The 15,662-nt window shown below is 63.2% G+C and carries 19 protein-coding genes; 11 read left to right on the top strand and 8 right to left on the bottom strand.

All coding sequences use genetic code 11. From position 1 onward, the window contains the following. Positions 1-6: 6 nt before the first annotated feature. Positions 7-912, bottom strand: coding sequence for a glycosyltransferase (locus V1280_RS34940; protein ID WP_334538485.1), 906 nt, complete (start codon positions 910-912; stop codon positions 7-9). A 308-nt stretch (positions 913-1,220) separates the two neighbouring features. On the opposite strand from V1280_RS34940, the gene V1280_RS34945 reads away from it, so the two are divergent. From V1280_RS34945 to V1280_RS34960, 4 genes are all read left to right on the top strand, one after another. Further along, on the top strand, positions 1,221-2,288 hold the full coding sequence (locus V1280_RS34945) for a glycosyltransferase family 1 protein (RefSeq protein ID WP_334535147.1): 1,068 nt from the start codon (positions 1,221-1,223) through the stop codon (positions 2,286-2,288). A gap of 40 nt (positions 2,289-2,328) precedes the next feature. Further along, positions 2,329-3,681: an O-antigen ligase family protein gene (locus tag V1280_RS34950; RefSeq protein WP_334535149.1), complete on the top strand. Its 1,353-nt coding sequence runs from the start codon at positions 2,329-2,331 to the stop codon at positions 3,679-3,681. A 153-nt stretch (positions 3,682-3,834) separates the two neighbouring features. Next, the gene (locus V1280_RS34955) at positions 3,835-4,980 is read left to right on the top strand and encodes a GNAT family N-acetyltransferase (protein ID WP_334535151.1); all 1,146 of its coding nucleotides are present in this window, start codon (positions 3,835-3,837) and stop codon (positions 4,978-4,980) included. Positions 4,981-5,062: 82 nt separating this feature from the next. Continuing rightward, positions 5,063-5,947 carry a protein-L-isoaspartate O-methyltransferase family protein gene (locus tag V1280_RS34960; RefSeq protein ID WP_334535153.1) on the top strand — a complete coding sequence of 295 codons (885 nt, stop codon included), beginning with the start codon at positions 5,063-5,065 and terminating at the stop codon, positions 5,945-5,947. Between the two features lie 3 nt (positions 5,948-5,950). Here V1280_RS34960 and V1280_RS34965 read toward each other — a convergent pair whose 3' ends face one another. The 3 genes from V1280_RS34965 to V1280_RS34975 all read right to left on the bottom strand — a co-directional run bounded on the left by V1280_RS34965 (position 5,951) and on the right by V1280_RS34975 (position 7,553). Then, a complete protein-coding gene (locus V1280_RS34965) occupies positions 5,951-6,085 on the bottom strand; it encodes a hypothetical protein (RefSeq protein WP_334535155.1) in 135 nt (44 codons plus the stop codon). A 123-nt stretch (positions 6,086-6,208) separates the two neighbouring features. After that, on the bottom strand, positions 6,209-6,808 hold the full coding sequence (gene wrbA / locus V1280_RS34970; protein WP_334535156.1) for an NAD(P)H:quinone oxidoreductase: 600 nt from the start codon (positions 6,806-6,808) through the stop codon (positions 6,209-6,211). A 46-nt stretch (positions 6,809-6,854) separates the two neighbouring features. Then, positions 6,855-7,553, bottom strand: a complete 699-nt coding sequence (locus V1280_RS34975; protein WP_334535158.1) for a pirin family protein — start codon at positions 7,551-7,553, stop codon at positions 6,855-6,857. Positions 7,554-7,672: 119 nt separating this feature from the next. Between V1280_RS34975 and V1280_RS34980 the strand changes: the two genes are divergently transcribed. Continuing rightward, positions 7,673-8,611, top strand: a complete 939-nt coding sequence (locus tag V1280_RS34980) for a LysR family transcriptional regulator (protein ID WP_334535160.1) — start codon at positions 7,673-7,675, stop codon at positions 8,609-8,611. 130 nt (positions 8,612-8,741) lie between these two features. Continuing rightward, a complete protein-coding gene (locus V1280_RS34985; protein ID WP_334535162.1) occupies positions 8,742-9,263 on the top strand; it encodes an REP-associated tyrosine transposase in 522 nt (173 codons plus the stop codon). Between the two features lie 111 nt (positions 9,264-9,374). Here the strand turns inward: V1280_RS34985 and V1280_RS34990 are convergent, their stop codons facing one another. Further along, a complete protein-coding gene (locus tag V1280_RS34990; RefSeq protein WP_334535165.1) occupies positions 9,375-9,632 on the bottom strand; it encodes a hypothetical protein in 258 nt (85 codons plus the stop codon). 147 nt (positions 9,633-9,779) lie between these two features. Here V1280_RS34990 and V1280_RS34995 point away from each other — a divergent pair, with 147 nt between their 5' ends. Continuing rightward, positions 9,780-10,766, top strand: a complete 987-nt coding sequence (locus tag V1280_RS34995) for a tripartite tricarboxylate transporter substrate binding protein (protein WP_334535167.1) — start codon at positions 9,780-9,782, stop codon at positions 10,764-10,766. 97 nt (positions 10,767-10,863) lie between these two features. Continuing rightward, positions 10,864-11,223: a hypothetical protein gene (locus V1280_RS35000; RefSeq protein ID WP_334535169.1), complete on the top strand. Its 360-nt coding sequence runs from the start codon at positions 10,864-10,866 to the stop codon at positions 11,221-11,223. Between the two features lie 89 nt (positions 11,224-11,312). Here the strand turns inward: V1280_RS35000 and V1280_RS35005 are convergent, their stop codons facing one another. Next, positions 11,313-12,146, bottom strand: a complete 834-nt coding sequence (locus V1280_RS35005; RefSeq protein ID WP_334535171.1) for an adenylate/guanylate cyclase domain-containing protein — start codon at positions 12,144-12,146, stop codon at positions 11,313-11,315. Between the two features lie 164 nt (positions 12,147-12,310). On the opposite strand from V1280_RS35005, the gene V1280_RS35010 reads away from it, so the two are divergent. Next, positions 12,311-12,535: a hypothetical protein gene (locus tag V1280_RS35010; RefSeq protein WP_334535173.1), complete on the top strand. Its 225-nt coding sequence runs from the start codon at positions 12,311-12,313 to the stop codon at positions 12,533-12,535. 108 nt (positions 12,536-12,643) lie between these two features. On the opposite strand, the gene V1280_RS35015 is transcribed toward V1280_RS35010, so the two are convergent. Both V1280_RS35015 and V1280_RS35020 read right to left on the bottom strand, forming a co-directional pair. Further along, positions 12,644-13,111 (bottom strand): YbaK/EbsC family protein, encoded by a 468-nt coding sequence (locus V1280_RS35015; RefSeq protein ID WP_148776362.1) that lies wholly within the window; start codon positions 13,109-13,111, stop codon positions 12,644-12,646. Between the two features lie 21 nt (positions 13,112-13,132). After that, positions 13,133-13,873 (bottom strand): haloacid dehalogenase type II, encoded by a 741-nt coding sequence (locus tag V1280_RS35020; RefSeq protein WP_334535177.1) that lies wholly within the window; start codon positions 13,871-13,873, stop codon positions 13,133-13,135. A 535-nt stretch (positions 13,874-14,408) separates the two neighbouring features. Here V1280_RS35020 and V1280_RS35025 point away from each other — a divergent pair. Next, positions 14,409-15,005, top strand: a complete 597-nt coding sequence (locus V1280_RS35025) for a superoxide dismutase (RefSeq protein ID WP_334538486.1) — start codon at positions 14,409-14,411, stop codon at positions 15,003-15,005. A gap of 71 nt (positions 15,006-15,076) precedes the next feature. Further along, entirely contained in the window at positions 15,077-15,655 is a 579-nt protein-coding gene (locus V1280_RS35030; RefSeq protein ID WP_334535178.1) for a hypothetical protein, read from the top strand. Positions 15,656-15,662: the final 7 nt, after the last annotated feature.

Raw genomic sequence — 15,662 nt, forward strand, 5'->3', positions numbered from 1 at the left:
GAACCGCTAGATGCCGAAATAAGACAGGGCGATCTTGACCGCGGACCGCGGCATCGCCTTGAGCGAGCGTCGTCCCACCATGCCGAGATAGGCAAGCGCCGCGCGATATCTCTCGAACCGGACGGCCTGGGTCGCCGCATAGGTCACCAGATGGATTTCGGCGGCCTGCCGCAAACGGGGCGCTGCGCTAGGCGGCAGCTTGCCGAGGATCAATTCATCGTCGAACACCCGCGCGACCGCCGGGAAGAAATCCTGCGGCGTCCGCACCGCGGCGTTCATGGTATTGGCCGTGTGCAGGCGGTAGTCGAGCAGGAGTTTCGGCACATAGGCGAACTCGCCTGTTGCAGCGAGGCGGCACCAGCAATGCCAGTCCTCGCAATAGCGGAGCGAGACGTCGAAGCCGCCGGCGGTGCGGAAGGCCTCACTGCGGATCAGCATGATGCCGCCGTTGACGATGAAATTGCCGCCGGCGAGCCGCTCCAGCACGTTACCGGACGGCTTGAGACGTCCCTTCAGGAGGCCGCGGCGGCCGATCGCCTGTCCCACGCTGTCGATCGTGTTGTAGTCGCCATAGACCAGCACCGCGCGCGGCGCGGCCTTCGCCGCCGTCAGTAGTGTCGTCACAGCATCGGCGCGCAGGCGATCATCGGCATCAAGGAACATCAGCCAGTCCCCGCGCGCGCCTCGTGCGCCGAGATTTCGTGCAGCCGACACGCCGCTGGCGTCGTTCATGATCAGGCACAGCCGTGGATCGCAGATGGCCCGGACGATCGCCACAGTGTCATCGGTCGAGCCGTCATCGACGACGATCACCTCGGAGACGTCGGCTTGCGCCAGCGCGCTTGCGATGGTTTCGCCGATATAGGCCGCGGCATTCTTCGCAGGAATGACGACAGAAACCACAGGCGACATCGCACGCGCATCCGTCGCCGCGGGCGCGGCGACCGGTGCATCGAGCGTGGCGTCGGTGAGGGTCAAGCCAAGGGTCAAGCGAAGGCTCGTCGTGTTTAAGGATCTGTTAACCAGGCGAAGGCGGCAACAGCTCTGGTCGTCGCGGATGATACCCATATAACGATCAAATTGTTGTTGCGAAGGCCGTCGCGTCGCCGGTTTCGTAGATTAGCGTTAAACCCTGTGGCGTTAAGTCTGTCACTGCTTTCGAGAGGTGCGGCAGCCGGTCTCGTGCGAGAATGCAGACCTGATTGCCGCGGATGGATCCAGTGCCCGCAAAGACATTCGACTACGATCCCGACGACATGATCCTCAACCTGTTCTACGAGGACAAGGACGATCGCTGGTTTCCCGGCGACCGGCATCTGCGGCGCATGGCGCGCAGGATGTTGTTCGGTGAGCCGCGGATGAGCGGGCAGCTGCGCGTGTTCCTCAATCTCTGTGCAGGGCTCGACCGGCTCGGCATCCGCTATCGCGTCAACGACTACGGCTACATCGCGCAGCATCCCGAGGAAGTCGCCTGCATCATCGGCCGCGCCTTCCTGCTCGACAAGTTTGCATGGAAGAACCCGATCCTGCTTGGCGTTTGTGCCTATAATCATCCGTTGGACGATCCTGACCTGTTCAGGCGGCTTCCAGTCCGGAAATTCCTGGTGCCCGGTCCGTGGTATGCGGAGATGTACCGGGCCCATTGGCCTGAGACGGAAGCCTGGCCCGTCGGCATCGACACTGATTTGTGGGCGCCGTCGCGCCCGCGCGACAAGACCGTCGATGTCCTGCTCTACGACAAGATCAGCCTGGACCGCGACCGTTACATGCCGGAGCTGGTCGAGCCGGTTCGCGCGCGGCTGATCAGGGAAGGCCGCTCGTTCACCGAGCTGCGTTACGGCAGCTACAAGGAGGAAGACTACCAGTCCGCGCTGGCGCAATCGCGCGCGATGATCTTCCTGTGCCGGAACGAGAGCCAGGGAATTGCCTATCAGCAGGCGCTGTCCAGCGGCGTGCCGGTATTGGCCTGGGATCCCGGCGGTCCGTGGCCCGATCCCGACTATTATCCGCACCGGGTGCGGTTCGAGCCGGTGTCGTCGGTGCCCTATTGGGACGATCGCTGCGGGCTCAAATTCACGGACCGCGCCGGCTTCGAGGACCGCTGGACCGATTTCTGGGCCGGCTGCACCGCGGGCAAATTCGATCCTCGCGGCTACATTCTGGACAACCTGACGCTGGAGCAGCGCGCGCTGCAATATTACGAGATCGCGCGCAGCGTCGCACGGCAGAGTCGGGTTCCTGCCGCTTCCGACGTGCTGGTTGACGGATGGTTAACGGGGATGGGCTAGACCTCGGACGACCCCCCATCGTCCCGTCAGGCCTTGAGGCATGGATCGCAGCGCCGCAGACATGACTGACGTCGAGGCCCGCTCGCTCGACCATGCGCTGCGCGCCGTGCTGGCAAGGCTCGACGTCGTGAACGCGGCGCGCTGTCTTGTTGCCGTCGCCGCCCTGCTTCTGGTCCTGATAACGCTCGATCCGTTTCCAGACCTGCGCAACCCCGACGTCGCCACCGTCGTCAGCGGACGATTGGCGACGACCTACATCTCGTTCGGATTGCTGGCCGTGGTCGCGGTGCTGTTCACCCTCACCACCGACGCGCCCTCGCTCAGAAGCCTGGTCACGCCGCTGCATCTCTGCCTGATCGGATGGATGCTGATCGATCTCGCATTTTCCGAGAGCCGCGAGATCTCGATCCAGCGCTTGGTGCTCGCCGCCAGCGCAACCACGCTTGCCGTCCTGCTGCCGCTGCTGCCGCCGACACCGCGGAGCTTCAATCGGTGCCTTGGCGGCGCCGCGCTGGTGCTGCTGGCGGTGTGCTTTCTCGGCGTCTTGTTCGCTCCGGCATATTCGATCCACAGCGCGCTCGACATCACCGAGCCGCAGCTTGCCGGCGACTGGCGCGGCAGTTTTGGCCACAAGAACATCGCCTCGCCGGTCATGACCATCCTGGTCTATGTCGGCATTTACCTGTCGGCCGTGGGCTCCTTCGTGATGGGGCCTGCTATCGCGCTGCTGGCCGGCATCTTCCTGATCTTCACCGGCGGCAAGACGTCGTCGGTGCTGTGCCTTGCGATCTATGCTCTGGCATCGCTGGTCTACGTGACGCGGAGCCTGTGGCTGAAGCGGATCCTCTGCTTCGCGCCGCTGATCGTGATGAATCTGCTGACGGTCGGCAGCGTCATGAGCCCGGTGCTCGGCAGCATCACGCGGGCGCTTCCAATCGATCCCAGCTTCACCGGCCGTGCCGAGGTCTGGGAGTTCGCGCTCTCGGCCGTCGCTGAAAAGCCTATCACCGGTCATGGTTATGCGGCGTTCTGGGACGGCGCGGCGGAGGGGAAGACCATCCAGGGATCGGAATGGGCGGTGAGCGCGGCGCACAGCCACAACAGCTATCTCGATCTCGCCGTCACCATCGGCCTGCCGGGCCTGCTGCTCGTCGTCCTCATCTTCGTGGTTGCGCCGCTGCGCAATTTCCAGCAGGTCCAGACCCACAGCCGTAGCAACGCGCTGGGCAAGCTGTTCCTGACCATCTGGCTGTTCGGCCTGTATTTCGGGACGACCGAGACCTTCCTGCTCGAGCGGCAGAACCCAGTCTGGTTCATGTTCGCGCTCGCGGTCGCCGGGTTGCATTTCCTCGCCAGGTTCCAATGCGTCGCGCAAATGGAACCCGATCGCTGACAGCTTGTCGCAGCCGTGCGTTTCATATCGGCACATGAGACACAACGCGTACGCGAGCTGCCGGTATTGGCTTAACGATAAGCAGCGACGTAACTTGTGGTCTGCGACAAAACATAATCTATCTGGACACGTATTGTAACTATATGCCCCGCAATGGCGTTTCTCAGCGTCGAACAACTAGAAGGTCGGGTGTCCAGCACGTCGGGAATCTCAGTCGATTTCCTGCGTGACTGGCGACAGGCCGCGTTGCGCCTGGGTGCGGGCCATCGCACTGCATTCCAGCATGGTTACTGGCTAGGTGCCTGGTACGACGCCTTTCATGTCGTCGCGCCGCTGATCGCGATCATCACCGATACGGCGACCAGCAAGGACATCGCGATGGTGCCGATGTTCAGCCATGTCAGGCGCGGCATCCGCGTCGTCGAGTTTGCCGATCTCGGTGTCTCCGACTACAACGCCCCGATCCTGGCCTGCGATGCGACCTTCGATGCTACCGGCGCGCAGGCGATCGGCACGGCGCTGGTGGATGCCTTGCGCGCCTTGCCCGATGGATTCGACCTGCTGCGCCTGAAGAAGTTGCCGGCCTATGTCGGCGCCAAGCCGAACCCGCTGGTGTCGCTCGGCCGGCTCGGCTCCTGCTCGCTCAACGGCAACCTCGTGCTGACCGGCGACGACTATGCGGACTATCAGGCCTCGATCAAGCGCATGCAGATGCCGCGCTGCTGGCGCGTGTTCAGCCGCCATGCCAGTGCGCGGTTCGAGATCGCCACCGAAATTGCCCGCGCGTACGAGCTCCTCGACGTCATGGACATCCAGCAGCAGGAGCGCATGCAGCAGCTCGGCTCGCGCTTCGTCCTCAACGACGAGGCCCATGCCCGCTTCTATCGTGATGTGGCCCGGCAGGGCGTTGCGGAAGGTTATGCGGTGATCTCGGCGCTGGTCTGCGACGAGGGCATCGTCGCGACCACGCTCGGCGTCAGATACGGCGCGACCTATTATCTGCTGCGGATCGGCCATGCCGGCAAGCAATGGGCGAATTGCTCGCCGGGGCTGCTCGTGACCGAGCGCACCATGGCGGCGCTGCATGCGCAGGGCGTGCGGCGCTTCGATCTCAGCATCGGCAATCACGATTACAAGCGCCGCTTCGGCGCCGAGCCGGTGCCGCTGACCGATGTCAGTGTCGCGCTGTCCTGGCGCGGGCTGCCTTATATGCTGCGCGACCACACCGCCCAGGGCTTGCGCCGCCATCCGAGGCTCGCCGCCTTCGCGGCGCGGGCGATGGGCAAGGGCACGCGCTAGAGCGGTCGACGCTCGCGCCTTGCAGGGTCACTCGAATATCGCAATCGTTGTGCTATCGTCATCTCCGCAACCCGGAGGCGACATGGACGATCGTTCGGCCAAATTTCGCGCATTCTATGCGCAACTGATCTGCGCTGCGGCCAAGGCAACAGACCCTCGTCTCGAGCAGGCTTTTCGTACCGTGAGGCGCGAACCTTTCGCCGGCCCCGGCCCGTGGTCAATTTCGTTCGGCGGCCACGCTTACGTCGTGACGCCCGACGACGATCCAGCCTTCCTCTATCAAAACGCGCTGCTGGCACTCGATCCCGCGCGCGGCGTCAACATCGGCATGCCGGGTGCACACGCTTACTGGCTCAGTGGCACCGGCGTCAGGGAAGGCGAGACCGTGCTGCAGATCGGCGCGGGCACCGGCTATTACACCGCCATCCTCGCCGAACTCGTCGGGCCCAACGGTCGCGTCTATGCCTACGAGATCGACGAACGCCTGGCGGCGCTTGCGCGCGATAATCTGAAAGGCATTGCCACGGTCGAGCTGCGCGAACGCTCGGGCATCGCGTCCGATCTGCCCGATGTCGACGTGATTTATGTCTGCGCCGGCGCGGCGCAGCCGGCGACAGAATGGCTCGCGGCGTTGCGCCCCGGAGGCCGGCTGGTGTTTCCGCTGGCGCCGGAGGGCATGCTCGGCGGCATGTTGATGATCACGCGCCCGGAGCAGGGGGCCGCGTGGCCCGCCAAATTCCTGAGCCGGGCCCAGTTCATCGGCTGCGCGGGACTTCAGGATGCGGATGCCGGCAAGCGATTGGCCGAGGCGTTCGCGAAGGGATGGGAGAGCGTGCAGTCGTTGCGGCGAGCGGATGTGCCCGACGAGACCTGCTGGTTTGCCGGCGACGGCTGGTGGCTTTCAACTGCGCCTGCATCTACTCCGGCGGTCAGCATCCCGGCGCACGGCGACATCACGCAGGCGTGACGGTCAGGATCCCGTGCATTCGGCGCAGTGAAACCGGCCGCGCGAGGCGCGGAACAGGCTGCGGCAGTACCAGCGGCGCGCAAGCGCCTGGACCGGCCTGCGGATCATCTGCGCGATCAAGAGAAGTTCGAAAGCCATTCGTGTCGTAAGTCCTGCGTGTCGTAAGCCCTGTCATTCCTGCAGACATAGATGGGGCGGCATTCCCGTCAGAGAATGCCGCCCGCGTCGCATCAGCCATGCAGCTGGTTTTAGAGCTTAAGCTTAACCGTGCAGCTTCTTGGCGGTCTCGGCGATCTGGCGCCCCTGATAACGCGCGCCGGCGAGCTCGTTGGCGCTGGGCTGGCGGCTGCCGTCGCCGCCGGTGATCGTGGTGGCGCCGTACGGCGAACCGCCGGTGACTTCATCGAGCTTCATCTGGCCGGCGAAGCCGTAGTTCAGGCCGACCACCGTCATGCCGAAATGCAGGAGGTTGGTGATGATCGAGAACAGCGTCGTCTCCTGGCCGCCATGCTGGGTCGCGGTTGCCGTGAAGGCGCCGCCGACCTTGCCGTGCAGTGCGCCCTTCATCCAGAGGCCGCCGGCCTGGTCGAGGAAGTTGGCCATCTGCGAGGACATGCGGCCGAAGCGGGTGCCGGTACCGACGATGATCGCGTCGTAATTGGCGAGGTCTTCGATCTTGGCAACAGGGGCGGCCTGGTCGACCTTGTAATACGAGGCCTTTGCGACCTCGGCCGGCACCAGCTCGGGCACGCGCTTGATGTCGACGGTCGCGCCGGCCTCGCGTGCGCCTTCGGCGACGGCATTGGCCATCGCTTCGATATGGCCATAGGCGGAATAATAGAGAACGAGAACTTTGGTCATGGTGGTCTCCGTTGGGATCGAGTGGGATGATGGGTTGCTTGGATTGTTACGCGGCGTCGACGAGCACGAGCTCGGAGTCTTCGAGCGCCGTGATCTTCAGCCTGGCCTCGTCGCGGATCGCGGCGCCGTCGCGGGCGTTGACGCGCACGCCGTTGATCTCGACTGCACCGGCTGCCGGCACCAGATAGAGGTTCCGTGACCTCTCGGGTTCGTACTCCGCGCTCTCGCCGGCCTTCAGCGTGGTGGCGAGCACCCGCGCATCGGCGCGGATCGGCAGCGCGTCGGTGTCGCCTTCGATGCCGCTCGCAATGGTGACGAGCTTGCCGGAGCGATCCGACTTCGGAAACGGTTTTGAGCCCCAGGTCGGCTGACCGCCGCGAGAGGTCGGCTCGATCCAGATCTGGAAGATCCGCGTCTTGGTCGGTTCGAGATTGTACTCGGAGTGGCGGATGCCGCTGCCGGCGCTCATCACCTGCACGTCGCCCGCTTCAGTGCGGCCCTCGTTGCCGAGGCTATCCTGATGGGTGATCGCGCCTTCGCGCACATAGGTGATGATTTCCATGTTGGCGTGGGGATGGGCGGGAAAGCCGGTGTTCGGCGCGATCTCGTCGTCGTTCCACACCCGCAAGGCGCCGTGGCCCATGTTGCTCGGGTCATAATGGCTTGCGAACGAGAAATGATGCTTGGCCTTGAGCCAGCCGTGATCGGCGCCGGCGAGTTTTGCGTAAGGTCTGAGTTCGATCATGGAAGTGGTTCCCCATTCCTGAATGCCTGATGACCCTTGGATAAGCCTCTGCCTGTGGTATAGAAATAGAAACTGTCGAAACACATTGTTTCCTGAAATGGACCTGACGGATTGACCCCATGGCCAAACTCCCCGATTTCGAGGCGCTCGCGATTTTCGCAAAAGTCGTGGAGTTACGGTCGTTTGCGGGGGCAGCAGGCGAGCTCACGATGTCCAAGGCGACGGTGTCGAAGGCCGTGACCCGCCTGGAAGAGCGGCTCGGCGCCCGCCTGTTCAACCGCACCTCGCGCCGGCTGGCGCTGACCGATGCCGGCCACAAGCTCGCCGACCGCGCGACGCGCCTGCTCGCCGACGGCGAGGCGGCCGAGAACGAGGCGCTGGCGCAATCGGTGGCGCCGCGCGGCCTGGTGCGGCTCGCCGTGCCCATGACGTTCGGCATCAAGGCGGTGGCGCCGCTGCTGCCGGAGTTTTTCGAAACCTATCCGGAGGTCTCGGTCGATCTTCACTTGAGCGACGCGACCATCGATCTGATCGGCGAAGGCTTTGACATGGCGGTGCGGATCGCGCGGCTGCCGGATTCCTCACTGATCGCGCGCCGGCTCTTCACCATGCCGCGCTTCACGGTGGCGGCGCCGTCCTACCTCAAGAAGAACGGCCGGCCGACGCATCCGATGCACCTCGCCGAGCACAAATGCTTCAGCTACGCCTATCTCTCGACGCCGAACGTCTGGCACTACACCAATTCCGCCGGCGAGCAGGCGAACGTCCGCCCCGGCGGCCTGCTTCGCGTCAACAATGGCGAAGCCATAATGCCGTCGCTGATTGCCGGCCTCGGCATTGCCGAGCTGCCTGAATTCATCGTCGGCGATGCCATCTCCTCCGGCGCCGTCGAAGTGATCCTGAAGGACTGGAAACAGGCCGAAGGCGCCGTGCACTTGGTGACCCCGCCCGGTGGCCCGCGCCCCGCCCGCGTCGAAGTGCTTGGCGATTTTCTCGCCGCGAAGCTGCCGGGCACGTGCAAGCCGCGGCCGAAGAAGGGTGGGAAGACGGGGTCGTAGATAGTTTGGTGGGCACGGCGCTGCGCGCCTTTGCCCACCCTACGAGACCTCGCTAGTCTATCGTCCGAGCAAGCTATCGTAGGGTGGGCAAAGCGAAGCGTGCCCACGCCTTTGCCTGAGAGGATCACAGGTGTCTCGATATCGGCGCGCACAGGGCAGGCTGTTCTTCTTCACCGTTGTGCTCGCAGATCGGTCGAGCACGCTGCTCGTCGATCAAGCTGATCGCCTGAGGCGAATCTACCGAACAGTCTTTCAACGCCAGCCATTTGAGACAGTCGCTATTTGCATCCTGCCCGACCACCTCCACGCGATTTGGTCGCTTCCGGACCACGACGTCGACTTTTCATCACGTTGGAATCTCATCAAAGCCGGCTTTTCGCGAGGCCTGGAGGCTGAGCCGCCTTCAATGAGCAAATTGAAGAAGCGAGAAAAAGGCATCTGGCAGCGCCGCTATTGGGAGCACGCAATTCGCGATGACGCGGATTTGGAGCGGCACGTTGATTACATTCATTTCAATCCAGTGAAGCACGGCCTCGTCACCCGGGTGCGCGATTGGTCGCTCAGCAGCTTCCATCGCTATGTGGAGCAAGGGACGCTTCCCGTAGATTGGGGAGGGGATATGCGGGACGTTCCGGGGCAGTTCGGCGAGTGATCGTGGGCACGCTTCGCTTTGCCCACCCTACGAAACCTCGCTGGTCGATGGTCCTGAACGACTCTCGTAGGGTGGGCAAAGGCGCTCTTGCGCCGTGCCCACCACCTCTCGCTAGGACACCTTCACGCCGTCGATCGCGACAATGCGCAGGCTCGGCTTCACCGTCTCATCCAGCTGCGTCTTCAATTCATGCACGCGCGGGTCGTTCGAGCGCGCGGCGCACACTGCGTATTGATGAACCGATTGGGCCAGGGCACGCCGCGCTTCGGGCGTTCGCGTCACTTCAGGCTTTGAGAGCCGCAGGACGATCGCTGCGAGGTTCACCAGCATCTCGTCCAGGGCGACGTCGATGGTCGCAAGATTCCGCATCGCTCACTCCCTGGGAGGGCAACAGCGGGTGCAGGGATGCGTTCCGGTGCGGGCCGAACATGGTCAATAGTTCGTAAACAGCTTGTTCTTGCCGGTCGCCGCGCTAGGCTGGAGCTGAAACAAGAAAATAAGGGGGAGGGGGCTGCCATGGACCGACGTGACGTCTTGCGCGCCGTTGCCGCATTGCCGTTGTTGCGGGCCGCGTTACCAGAGCAGGCCTACGCGCAAGCCTATCCCGTCCGCAACATCACCATGATCGTGCCGTTCCCGGCCGGCGGCCAGGCCGATCTTGCGGCACGTCCCGTCGCGCAGGCGCTGGAGCGGATTCTCGGCAAGTCCGTCATCGTCGACAACCGCGCCGGCGGGGCCGGCGGATCGGTCGGCAATGCCGCGGCGGCACGCGCCGAGCCCGACGGCTACACGCTGCTGATGACATTGTCCTCGCTCGCGGTGCTGCCCGAAGCGGACCGGCTGTTCGACCGTCCCGTCGCCTATGAGGTGTCGCAGTTCATGCCGATCGCGCGCGTGCTCGCCGATCCCACGCTGCTCGCGGTGCCGGCCTCGGCACCATGGAAGACCGCGCAGGATTTTGTCGAGGATGCGAAGAAGCGCCCGGGCCAGATCACCTATGGTTCATCCGGGCCTTACGGCACGCTGCATGTGGCCATGGAGATGTTCGCCAACAGCGCCGGCATCAAATTGCTGCATGTGCCGTTCCGCGGCGCAGGCCCGGCCTTGACGGCGCTGCTCAGCGGCACCGTGCAGGCCATCGCGGCAGCGCCCGGCACGCTGAAGCCGCAGGTCGATGACGGCAAGCTGCGCGTGCTCGGCAATTGCGGCGCGCAGCGGGTCTCGAGCTTTCCTGACGTGCCGACCTTCCAGGAGCTCGGCTACAAGGATGTCGAGATGTACATCTGGGCCGGGTTGTTTGCGCAGAGCTCCCTTCCTGCGCCGATCGCGAGCCGCCTGCGCGAGGCGATGGCGCAGGTGATGTCGAGCCCTGACGTGCTCAAGACCTTCGAGGCCTCGGGCAGCCTGGTTGCCTATCAGGATGCGCCGGCGTTCTCCGATTTCGTGGCGACCGACAGCGCGCGGCTGATCGCAGCGGTCCAGAAGATCGGCCGGGTCGAGTAAGTTCCGGGGGAGTTTTCACATTTTTTTGTTGGGCCAGAACCTGACTGCGTCTCATTGATTGAAGACAAATCGAGAGATTCGAGAAGGAATTGGGATCATGCGAACAGAGCGGATTGCGCTGGGTGTGGCGCTTGCGATTGGCGGCATCGTCGCGCAGAGCGTTGCGTCCGCCGAAGAATATCGCGGAACCATGGAGCAGCAGATGGCCTGCACACCGGATGTCTGGCGCCTGTGCAGCGATCAGATTCCGGACGTGAGCCGCATCACCGCTTGCCTGCGGCAAAACACCCCGCAGCTCTCCAGCGGCTGCCGTGCGGTGTTCCAGTCCAACAATCAGATGCCGCAGCAGCCGCAGGCGGTCCCGCGCAATCGGGCTGCACCGCAGCCTCGCTACAACAATGTGCCACCGCCGCCTCCGCAGGCGCAGCCGCGGCCTTATGACGATGACGACGATTAGTGCTACCTAGGGCATGCTCCGGACCCGAAGGGCCGCGTTAGCGCAAGGCGAGCAGCGGCCAGCGCGAAGACGCGGTCGTACCGTCTCGTTCAGCGCTCCCCCTTGCTGTCCGACTCAGGTCGATGTCCGAGAGCTGTCCGCATGAGGACACCGAAGAGTATTGCTGCGACTGGCCAATGGAACCAGATCTTGTGCGCGTTCGTGAAAAGATTGATCAGAATCAGAAAGCCCGAAACTGTGAGGGCCACTGCAACCGGTCGGGGCAGCTTTGCCAGCCAACCCGAGACGACACCCATCCACGAGGATGGCACGTGCCTGTCGCCCATCTGCAGGTGACCTGCTTCCTCCCGGCGAGTTGGGCTTTCGTTGACCGCGAAGCTCTTTTGCGGGGCAGGTCGGCCGCTCATGGTCACCCGATAGCTGGTCAGGGGAGCAATGTTCTTCATGGGGCGCTGGCCGAGACAGTCGAAGCCAACGGATAGTTTGTTGTGCACCTGATCGTAGACGGAGCTTGAGATCACGACGCCGCCGGGATCGGCGAGTTCTTGCAGCCGCGACGCGATATTGACCCCGTCACCATAGATGTCGGAACCATCAACCATCACATCGCCGAGGTTGATGCCGATGCGAAACCGCATCGGGTTCGCGTCAGGCGGGTCCGAATCCTGATTGGAAATTTCCTGCTGAATCTCGACCGCGCATTGCACCGCCTCGACCACGCTGGCGAACTCGGCGATCACAGCATCGCCCCAGGTATTCACGATGCGACCGTCATGACGCTCCACCAATCCCGCAATGGCAGCGCGGTAACGGCGAAGCGTTTCCAGCGTCCTCGTCTCGTCCGCCTCCATGAGGCGGGAATAGCCGTACACATCAGCGCACAGCACGGTGGTCAGGCGTCGTTTCACCTTGTCGTCGGTCATGGTCCCTATCGTAGCCTTCCTGACCGGCAAATGCATCAGGCATCACATCTGGCGCCATCGCGGTTCAGCGACCGGCCGTCCCGTCCCGAAACCGTCATAACCGTGCAACGAATTGCCGTCAGCCAAGTTGATTGTGGTCGGAAGCTGTGGATCGGAGGAATGTCATGTCCATGACCAAAATTCCTGCTGCACTTTTCGTGATTGGCGCGATATTGCTCGGCGTACCTGCAATGGCTGCTCCGGTCACTCCTTTGTCCGGCGCCGCCAAGTCGATGGTGCAGGAGAGCGACCTGGTGCAAGCGCGTTTCGGCTGGGGGCACTGGCACTGGGGCTGGGGCCATTCGCATCGTGGCTATCGCTGCCGTCCCTACTGCGGCTGGGGCGGCTAGATGTGAGGTCACCTGAACTTCGGACCTGTCGCTACATAAGCATTGTTGGCTCATCGCTTCAGTTGGCGCTACCGCCAACAGCGCTATCAAAGTGTACACGTGCCCGAGTTACGGCCTGTGCTCGCAGACGTCCACCCATTCGGCCGCGGTCAGCTCGGCCATCCGCTCGGGCGTGATGCGCACGGCGCTGTGGGTCGAGCCTGCAGCCGGCACCACGACGTCGTATGCCTTCAGCGAGATGTCGCAATAGACCGGCAGCGGTGATTTCAGCCCGAACGGGCAGACGCCGCCGACCTCGTGGCCGGTGATCTCGGCGACCTCTTCCAGCCCCAGCATCTTCGGCTTGCCGCCGAAGGCAGCCTTGACCTTCTTGTTGTCCATGCGTGAGGTGCCGGCCGCGACGATCAGGATCACGCGCTCGCCGACGCGCAGGGACAGCGTCTTGGCGATCATACCGGGCTCGACGCCATAGGCTTCGGCGGCCAGCGTCACGGTCGCCGAGCTGATCGGGGATTCCATCACTGTGATGTCGGGGGCTTTCTCGGCGAAGAAGGCGCGAACGGATTCCAGGCTCATTCCAGTCAGCTCATCGAGGACTTACGGGCGGGTGGCGATTGCGGGCAGCTCCGAAAGCGAACGGACACGATAGTCCGGCGCAAAGCCGAGCTCGTCCATCTGGGTGCGGATCGCCTTGAACATCGTCAGCGGTGCCACGAGTTCGTTCTCGACGCAAGCCAGCGCCATGGCCTCCGGCGTCACGCGTTCGATCCAGGCGACGTTGAGCCCGAACGATTTTGCGCCGGCGACGTCCCAGGGATTGGAGGAGACGAACAGGACTTCTTCAGGCGTGGTGCCGAGCACCTCGCCGATCAGCTCATAGGCCTGCGGGCTCGGCTTGAAGATCTTCTTCGCATCGACGCTGATCGTGGCATCGAGCAGGCGGTCGAGGCCGGAGTTGCGCACCAGTGCATTCAGCATGTCCGGGCTGCCATTGGAGAGGATGGCAAGCTTGCGCGGCTTCAGCGCCGCGAGTGCTGCGGTCGCATCGGAATAGAGATCGAGATGCAGATATTTTTCGATGACGCGCTCGAAGGCCTCGTTCTCGTAGGCAAGCCCGAGCGCGCGCAGCGTATAGGCCAGCGAGTCGCGCGTGACGGCAGAAAAATCCTGGTAGCGCCGCATCAGCGAGCGCAACCAGGTGTATTCGAGCTGCTTGATCCGCCAGACCTGCGTGATGATCTCGCCATAGCCCGGAAATGCGTCCTCGGTGATCTCCGCGACCGACTGGATGTCGTAGAGCGTTCCGTAGGCATCGAAGACGACGGCTTTGAGGCTCAATTGACCGCTCCTTTGGGATCTTTGCGGGGGCGCACGGACAATACCGAAACGGCCCGGTGCGCGACAAGATCGGAACCTTCTTCAAAAAATCGTCACCCCGTCGACCTCGCGCAGCAGATTGACACTGTCGCCGGCAGGCGTTTAATTTGGGGCACGGGGATTTGCGATCTCCCCGCGAGGCGACATGCCCAAGTATCGCGTCCTGGTCACCAAGGACGCTGCATGTCTTCTTTCATCTCGATCTCATCAGAGAAATTGTCCCGTCAATTGGTGCCGCCAGAGCGCCGGCCCTCGTCGATGTCCGTATCGACGAGGACCGCGCGGTCTATTTGCGCACTCGACAAGACGGCGAGCACCAAGAGCTAGCGAGCACACGGGGCACGTTGGGGACGACGATCAAGTGGAGGACTCCATGACCACGAATACCGACCGCCGAGACTTCATCAGGGGCGTGGGCGCCGCCGCGGCATCGACCGCAATACTCGCGGGGACGCAAGCCCTTGCGCAAGCCAATCAGCCAACAGGAGCCAAGCCAATGACATACCAGCCCAAGCCGATGCCGTTCGATCCGAAATCCATTGCCGGCATCTCGGAGAAGGTGCTCGTCAGCCACTACGAGAACAACTATGTCGGCGCCGTAAAGCGACTCAACGCGATCGGAACGCAACTCGCCGAGCTCGACTTCGCGAAAGCTCCGAACTTCGTCATCAACGGCCTGAAGCGCGAGGAACTCGTTGCGTCAAACTCGATGATCCTCCACGAAATCTATTTCGACGGGCTCGGCGGTGCCGGTAGGCCGAGCACACCACTTGCCGACGCGATCGCGCGCGATTTCGGCAGCATGGATCGGTGGCGCGCGGAGTTCTCGGCCATGGGCAAGGCCGAAGGCGGCGGCTCCGGCTGGGTGATTCTTTCCTACTCGCCGCGCGACAAGCGGCTGGTCAATCAGTGGGCCGCCGACCACACGACGACGCTGGCCGGCGGACGCCCCGTGCTGGTGCTCGACATGTATGAGCACGCCTATCACATGGATTATGGCGCCGCGGCCGCGAAATATGTCGACATCTACATGGAAGCGATCAAATGGGACAACGCTGCAACACTGTACGATCAATACAGGCGGGAAGCTTAGACGTCGTGCAAAAAATGAGCGTAGCGCTCTTGGGGGCGACGTTGTTCCTATTGTTGGTGGAAGGAAACGCGATGGCGGAAACTGTAAATTTTGACAACGCAGCAACCGGCGCAGCGCCCGAAGGCTGGACTCTGACGATGACGGGTCGTGGCCAGCCCAAATGGACGGTCGAGGTGGAGTCGACGGCGCCAAGCAAGCCGAACGTCCTGAAACAATCCGGTCAGGCGACGTTTCCAGTGGCGCTCAGGAACGGCACCAGCGTCCTGGACGGGTTCGTCGAGGTCAAGTTCAAGGCGATCGCAGGCTCCGAGGATCGTGCGGCTGGTATTGTCTGGCGCGCAAAGGATGCCGACAACTACTATGTCGTGCGGGCCAACGCGCTTGAAGACAATGTTGTGCTCTACAAGACGATCAAGGGTGTTCGCAGCGCGCTCGATATCGTCGGCCGGAAAGGCGGCTATGGCGTCAAGGTATCGGTGCCATCAGGTCAATGGCATTCCCTACGTTGCGAATTCGCGGGAACGCTATTCAAGGTGACGTATGACGGCAGGCCGATGTTCGAGGTCGAGGACGAATCGATCAGGGACGCCGGCATGATCGGCTTGTGGACCAAGGCCGACAGCGTCACCGTATTCGACGACCTGACATGACGTCTGC

The sequence above is a fragment of the Bradyrhizobium sp. AZCC 2230 genome (genome assembly GCF_036924495.1).
In the GTDB taxonomy this organism is placed as follows: Bacteria; Pseudomonadota; Alphaproteobacteria; order Rhizobiales; family Xanthobacteraceae; genus Bradyrhizobium; species Bradyrhizobium rifense.

Coding starts and splice junctions, on each gene's coding strand:
- V1280_RS34940 (WP_334538485.1), bottom strand. CDS start 912: ATGTCGCCTGTGGTTTCTGTCGTCATTCCTGCGAAGAATGCCGCGGCC.
- V1280_RS34950 (WP_334535149.1), top strand. CDS start 2,329: ATGGATCGCAGCGCCGCAGACATGACTGACGTCGAGGCCCGCTCGCTC.
- V1280_RS34955 (WP_334535151.1), top strand. CDS start 3,835: ATGGCGTTTCTCAGCGTCGAACAACTAGAAGGTCGGGTGTCCAGCACG.
- V1280_RS34960 (WP_334535153.1), top strand. CDS start 5,063: ATGGACGATCGTTCGGCCAAATTTCGCGCATTCTATGCGCAACTGATC.
- V1280_RS34965 (WP_334535155.1), bottom strand. CDS start 6,085: ATGGCTTTCGAACTTCTCTTGATCGCGCAGATGATCCGCAGGCCGGTC.
- wrbA (WP_334535156.1), bottom strand. CDS start 6,808: ATGACCAAAGTTCTCGTTCTCTATTATTCCGCCTATGGCCATATCGAA.
- V1280_RS34975 (WP_334535158.1), bottom strand. CDS start 7,553: ATGATCGAACTCAGACCTTACGCAAAACTCGCCGGCGCCGATCACGGC.
- V1280_RS34980 (WP_334535160.1), top strand. CDS start 7,673: ATGGCCAAACTCCCCGATTTCGAGGCGCTCGCGATTTTCGCAAAAGTC.
- V1280_RS34990 (WP_334535165.1), bottom strand. CDS start 9,632: ATGCGGAATCTTGCGACCATCGACGTCGCCCTGGACGAGATGCTGGTG.
- V1280_RS34995 (WP_334535167.1), top strand. CDS start 9,780: ATGGACCGACGTGACGTCTTGCGCGCCGTTGCCGCATTGCCGTTGTTG.
- V1280_RS35000 (WP_334535169.1), top strand. CDS start 10,864: ATGCGAACAGAGCGGATTGCGCTGGGTGTGGCGCTTGCGATTGGCGGC.
- V1280_RS35005 (WP_334535171.1), bottom strand. CDS start 12,146: ATGACCGACGACAAGGTGAAACGACGCCTGACCACCGTGCTGTGCGCT.
- V1280_RS35010 (WP_334535173.1), top strand. CDS start 12,311: ATGTCCATGACCAAAATTCCTGCTGCACTTTTCGTGATTGGCGCGATA.
- V1280_RS35015 (WP_148776362.1), bottom strand. CDS start 13,111: ATGAGCCTGGAATCCGTTCGCGCCTTCTTCGCCGAGAAAGCCCCCGAC.
- V1280_RS35025 (WP_334538486.1), top strand. CDS start 14,409: ATGACATACCAGCCCAAGCCGATGCCGTTCGATCCGAAATCCATTGCC.
- V1280_RS35030 (WP_334535178.1), top strand. CDS start 15,077: ATGGCGGAAACTGTAAATTTTGACAACGCAGCAACCGGCGCAGCGCCC.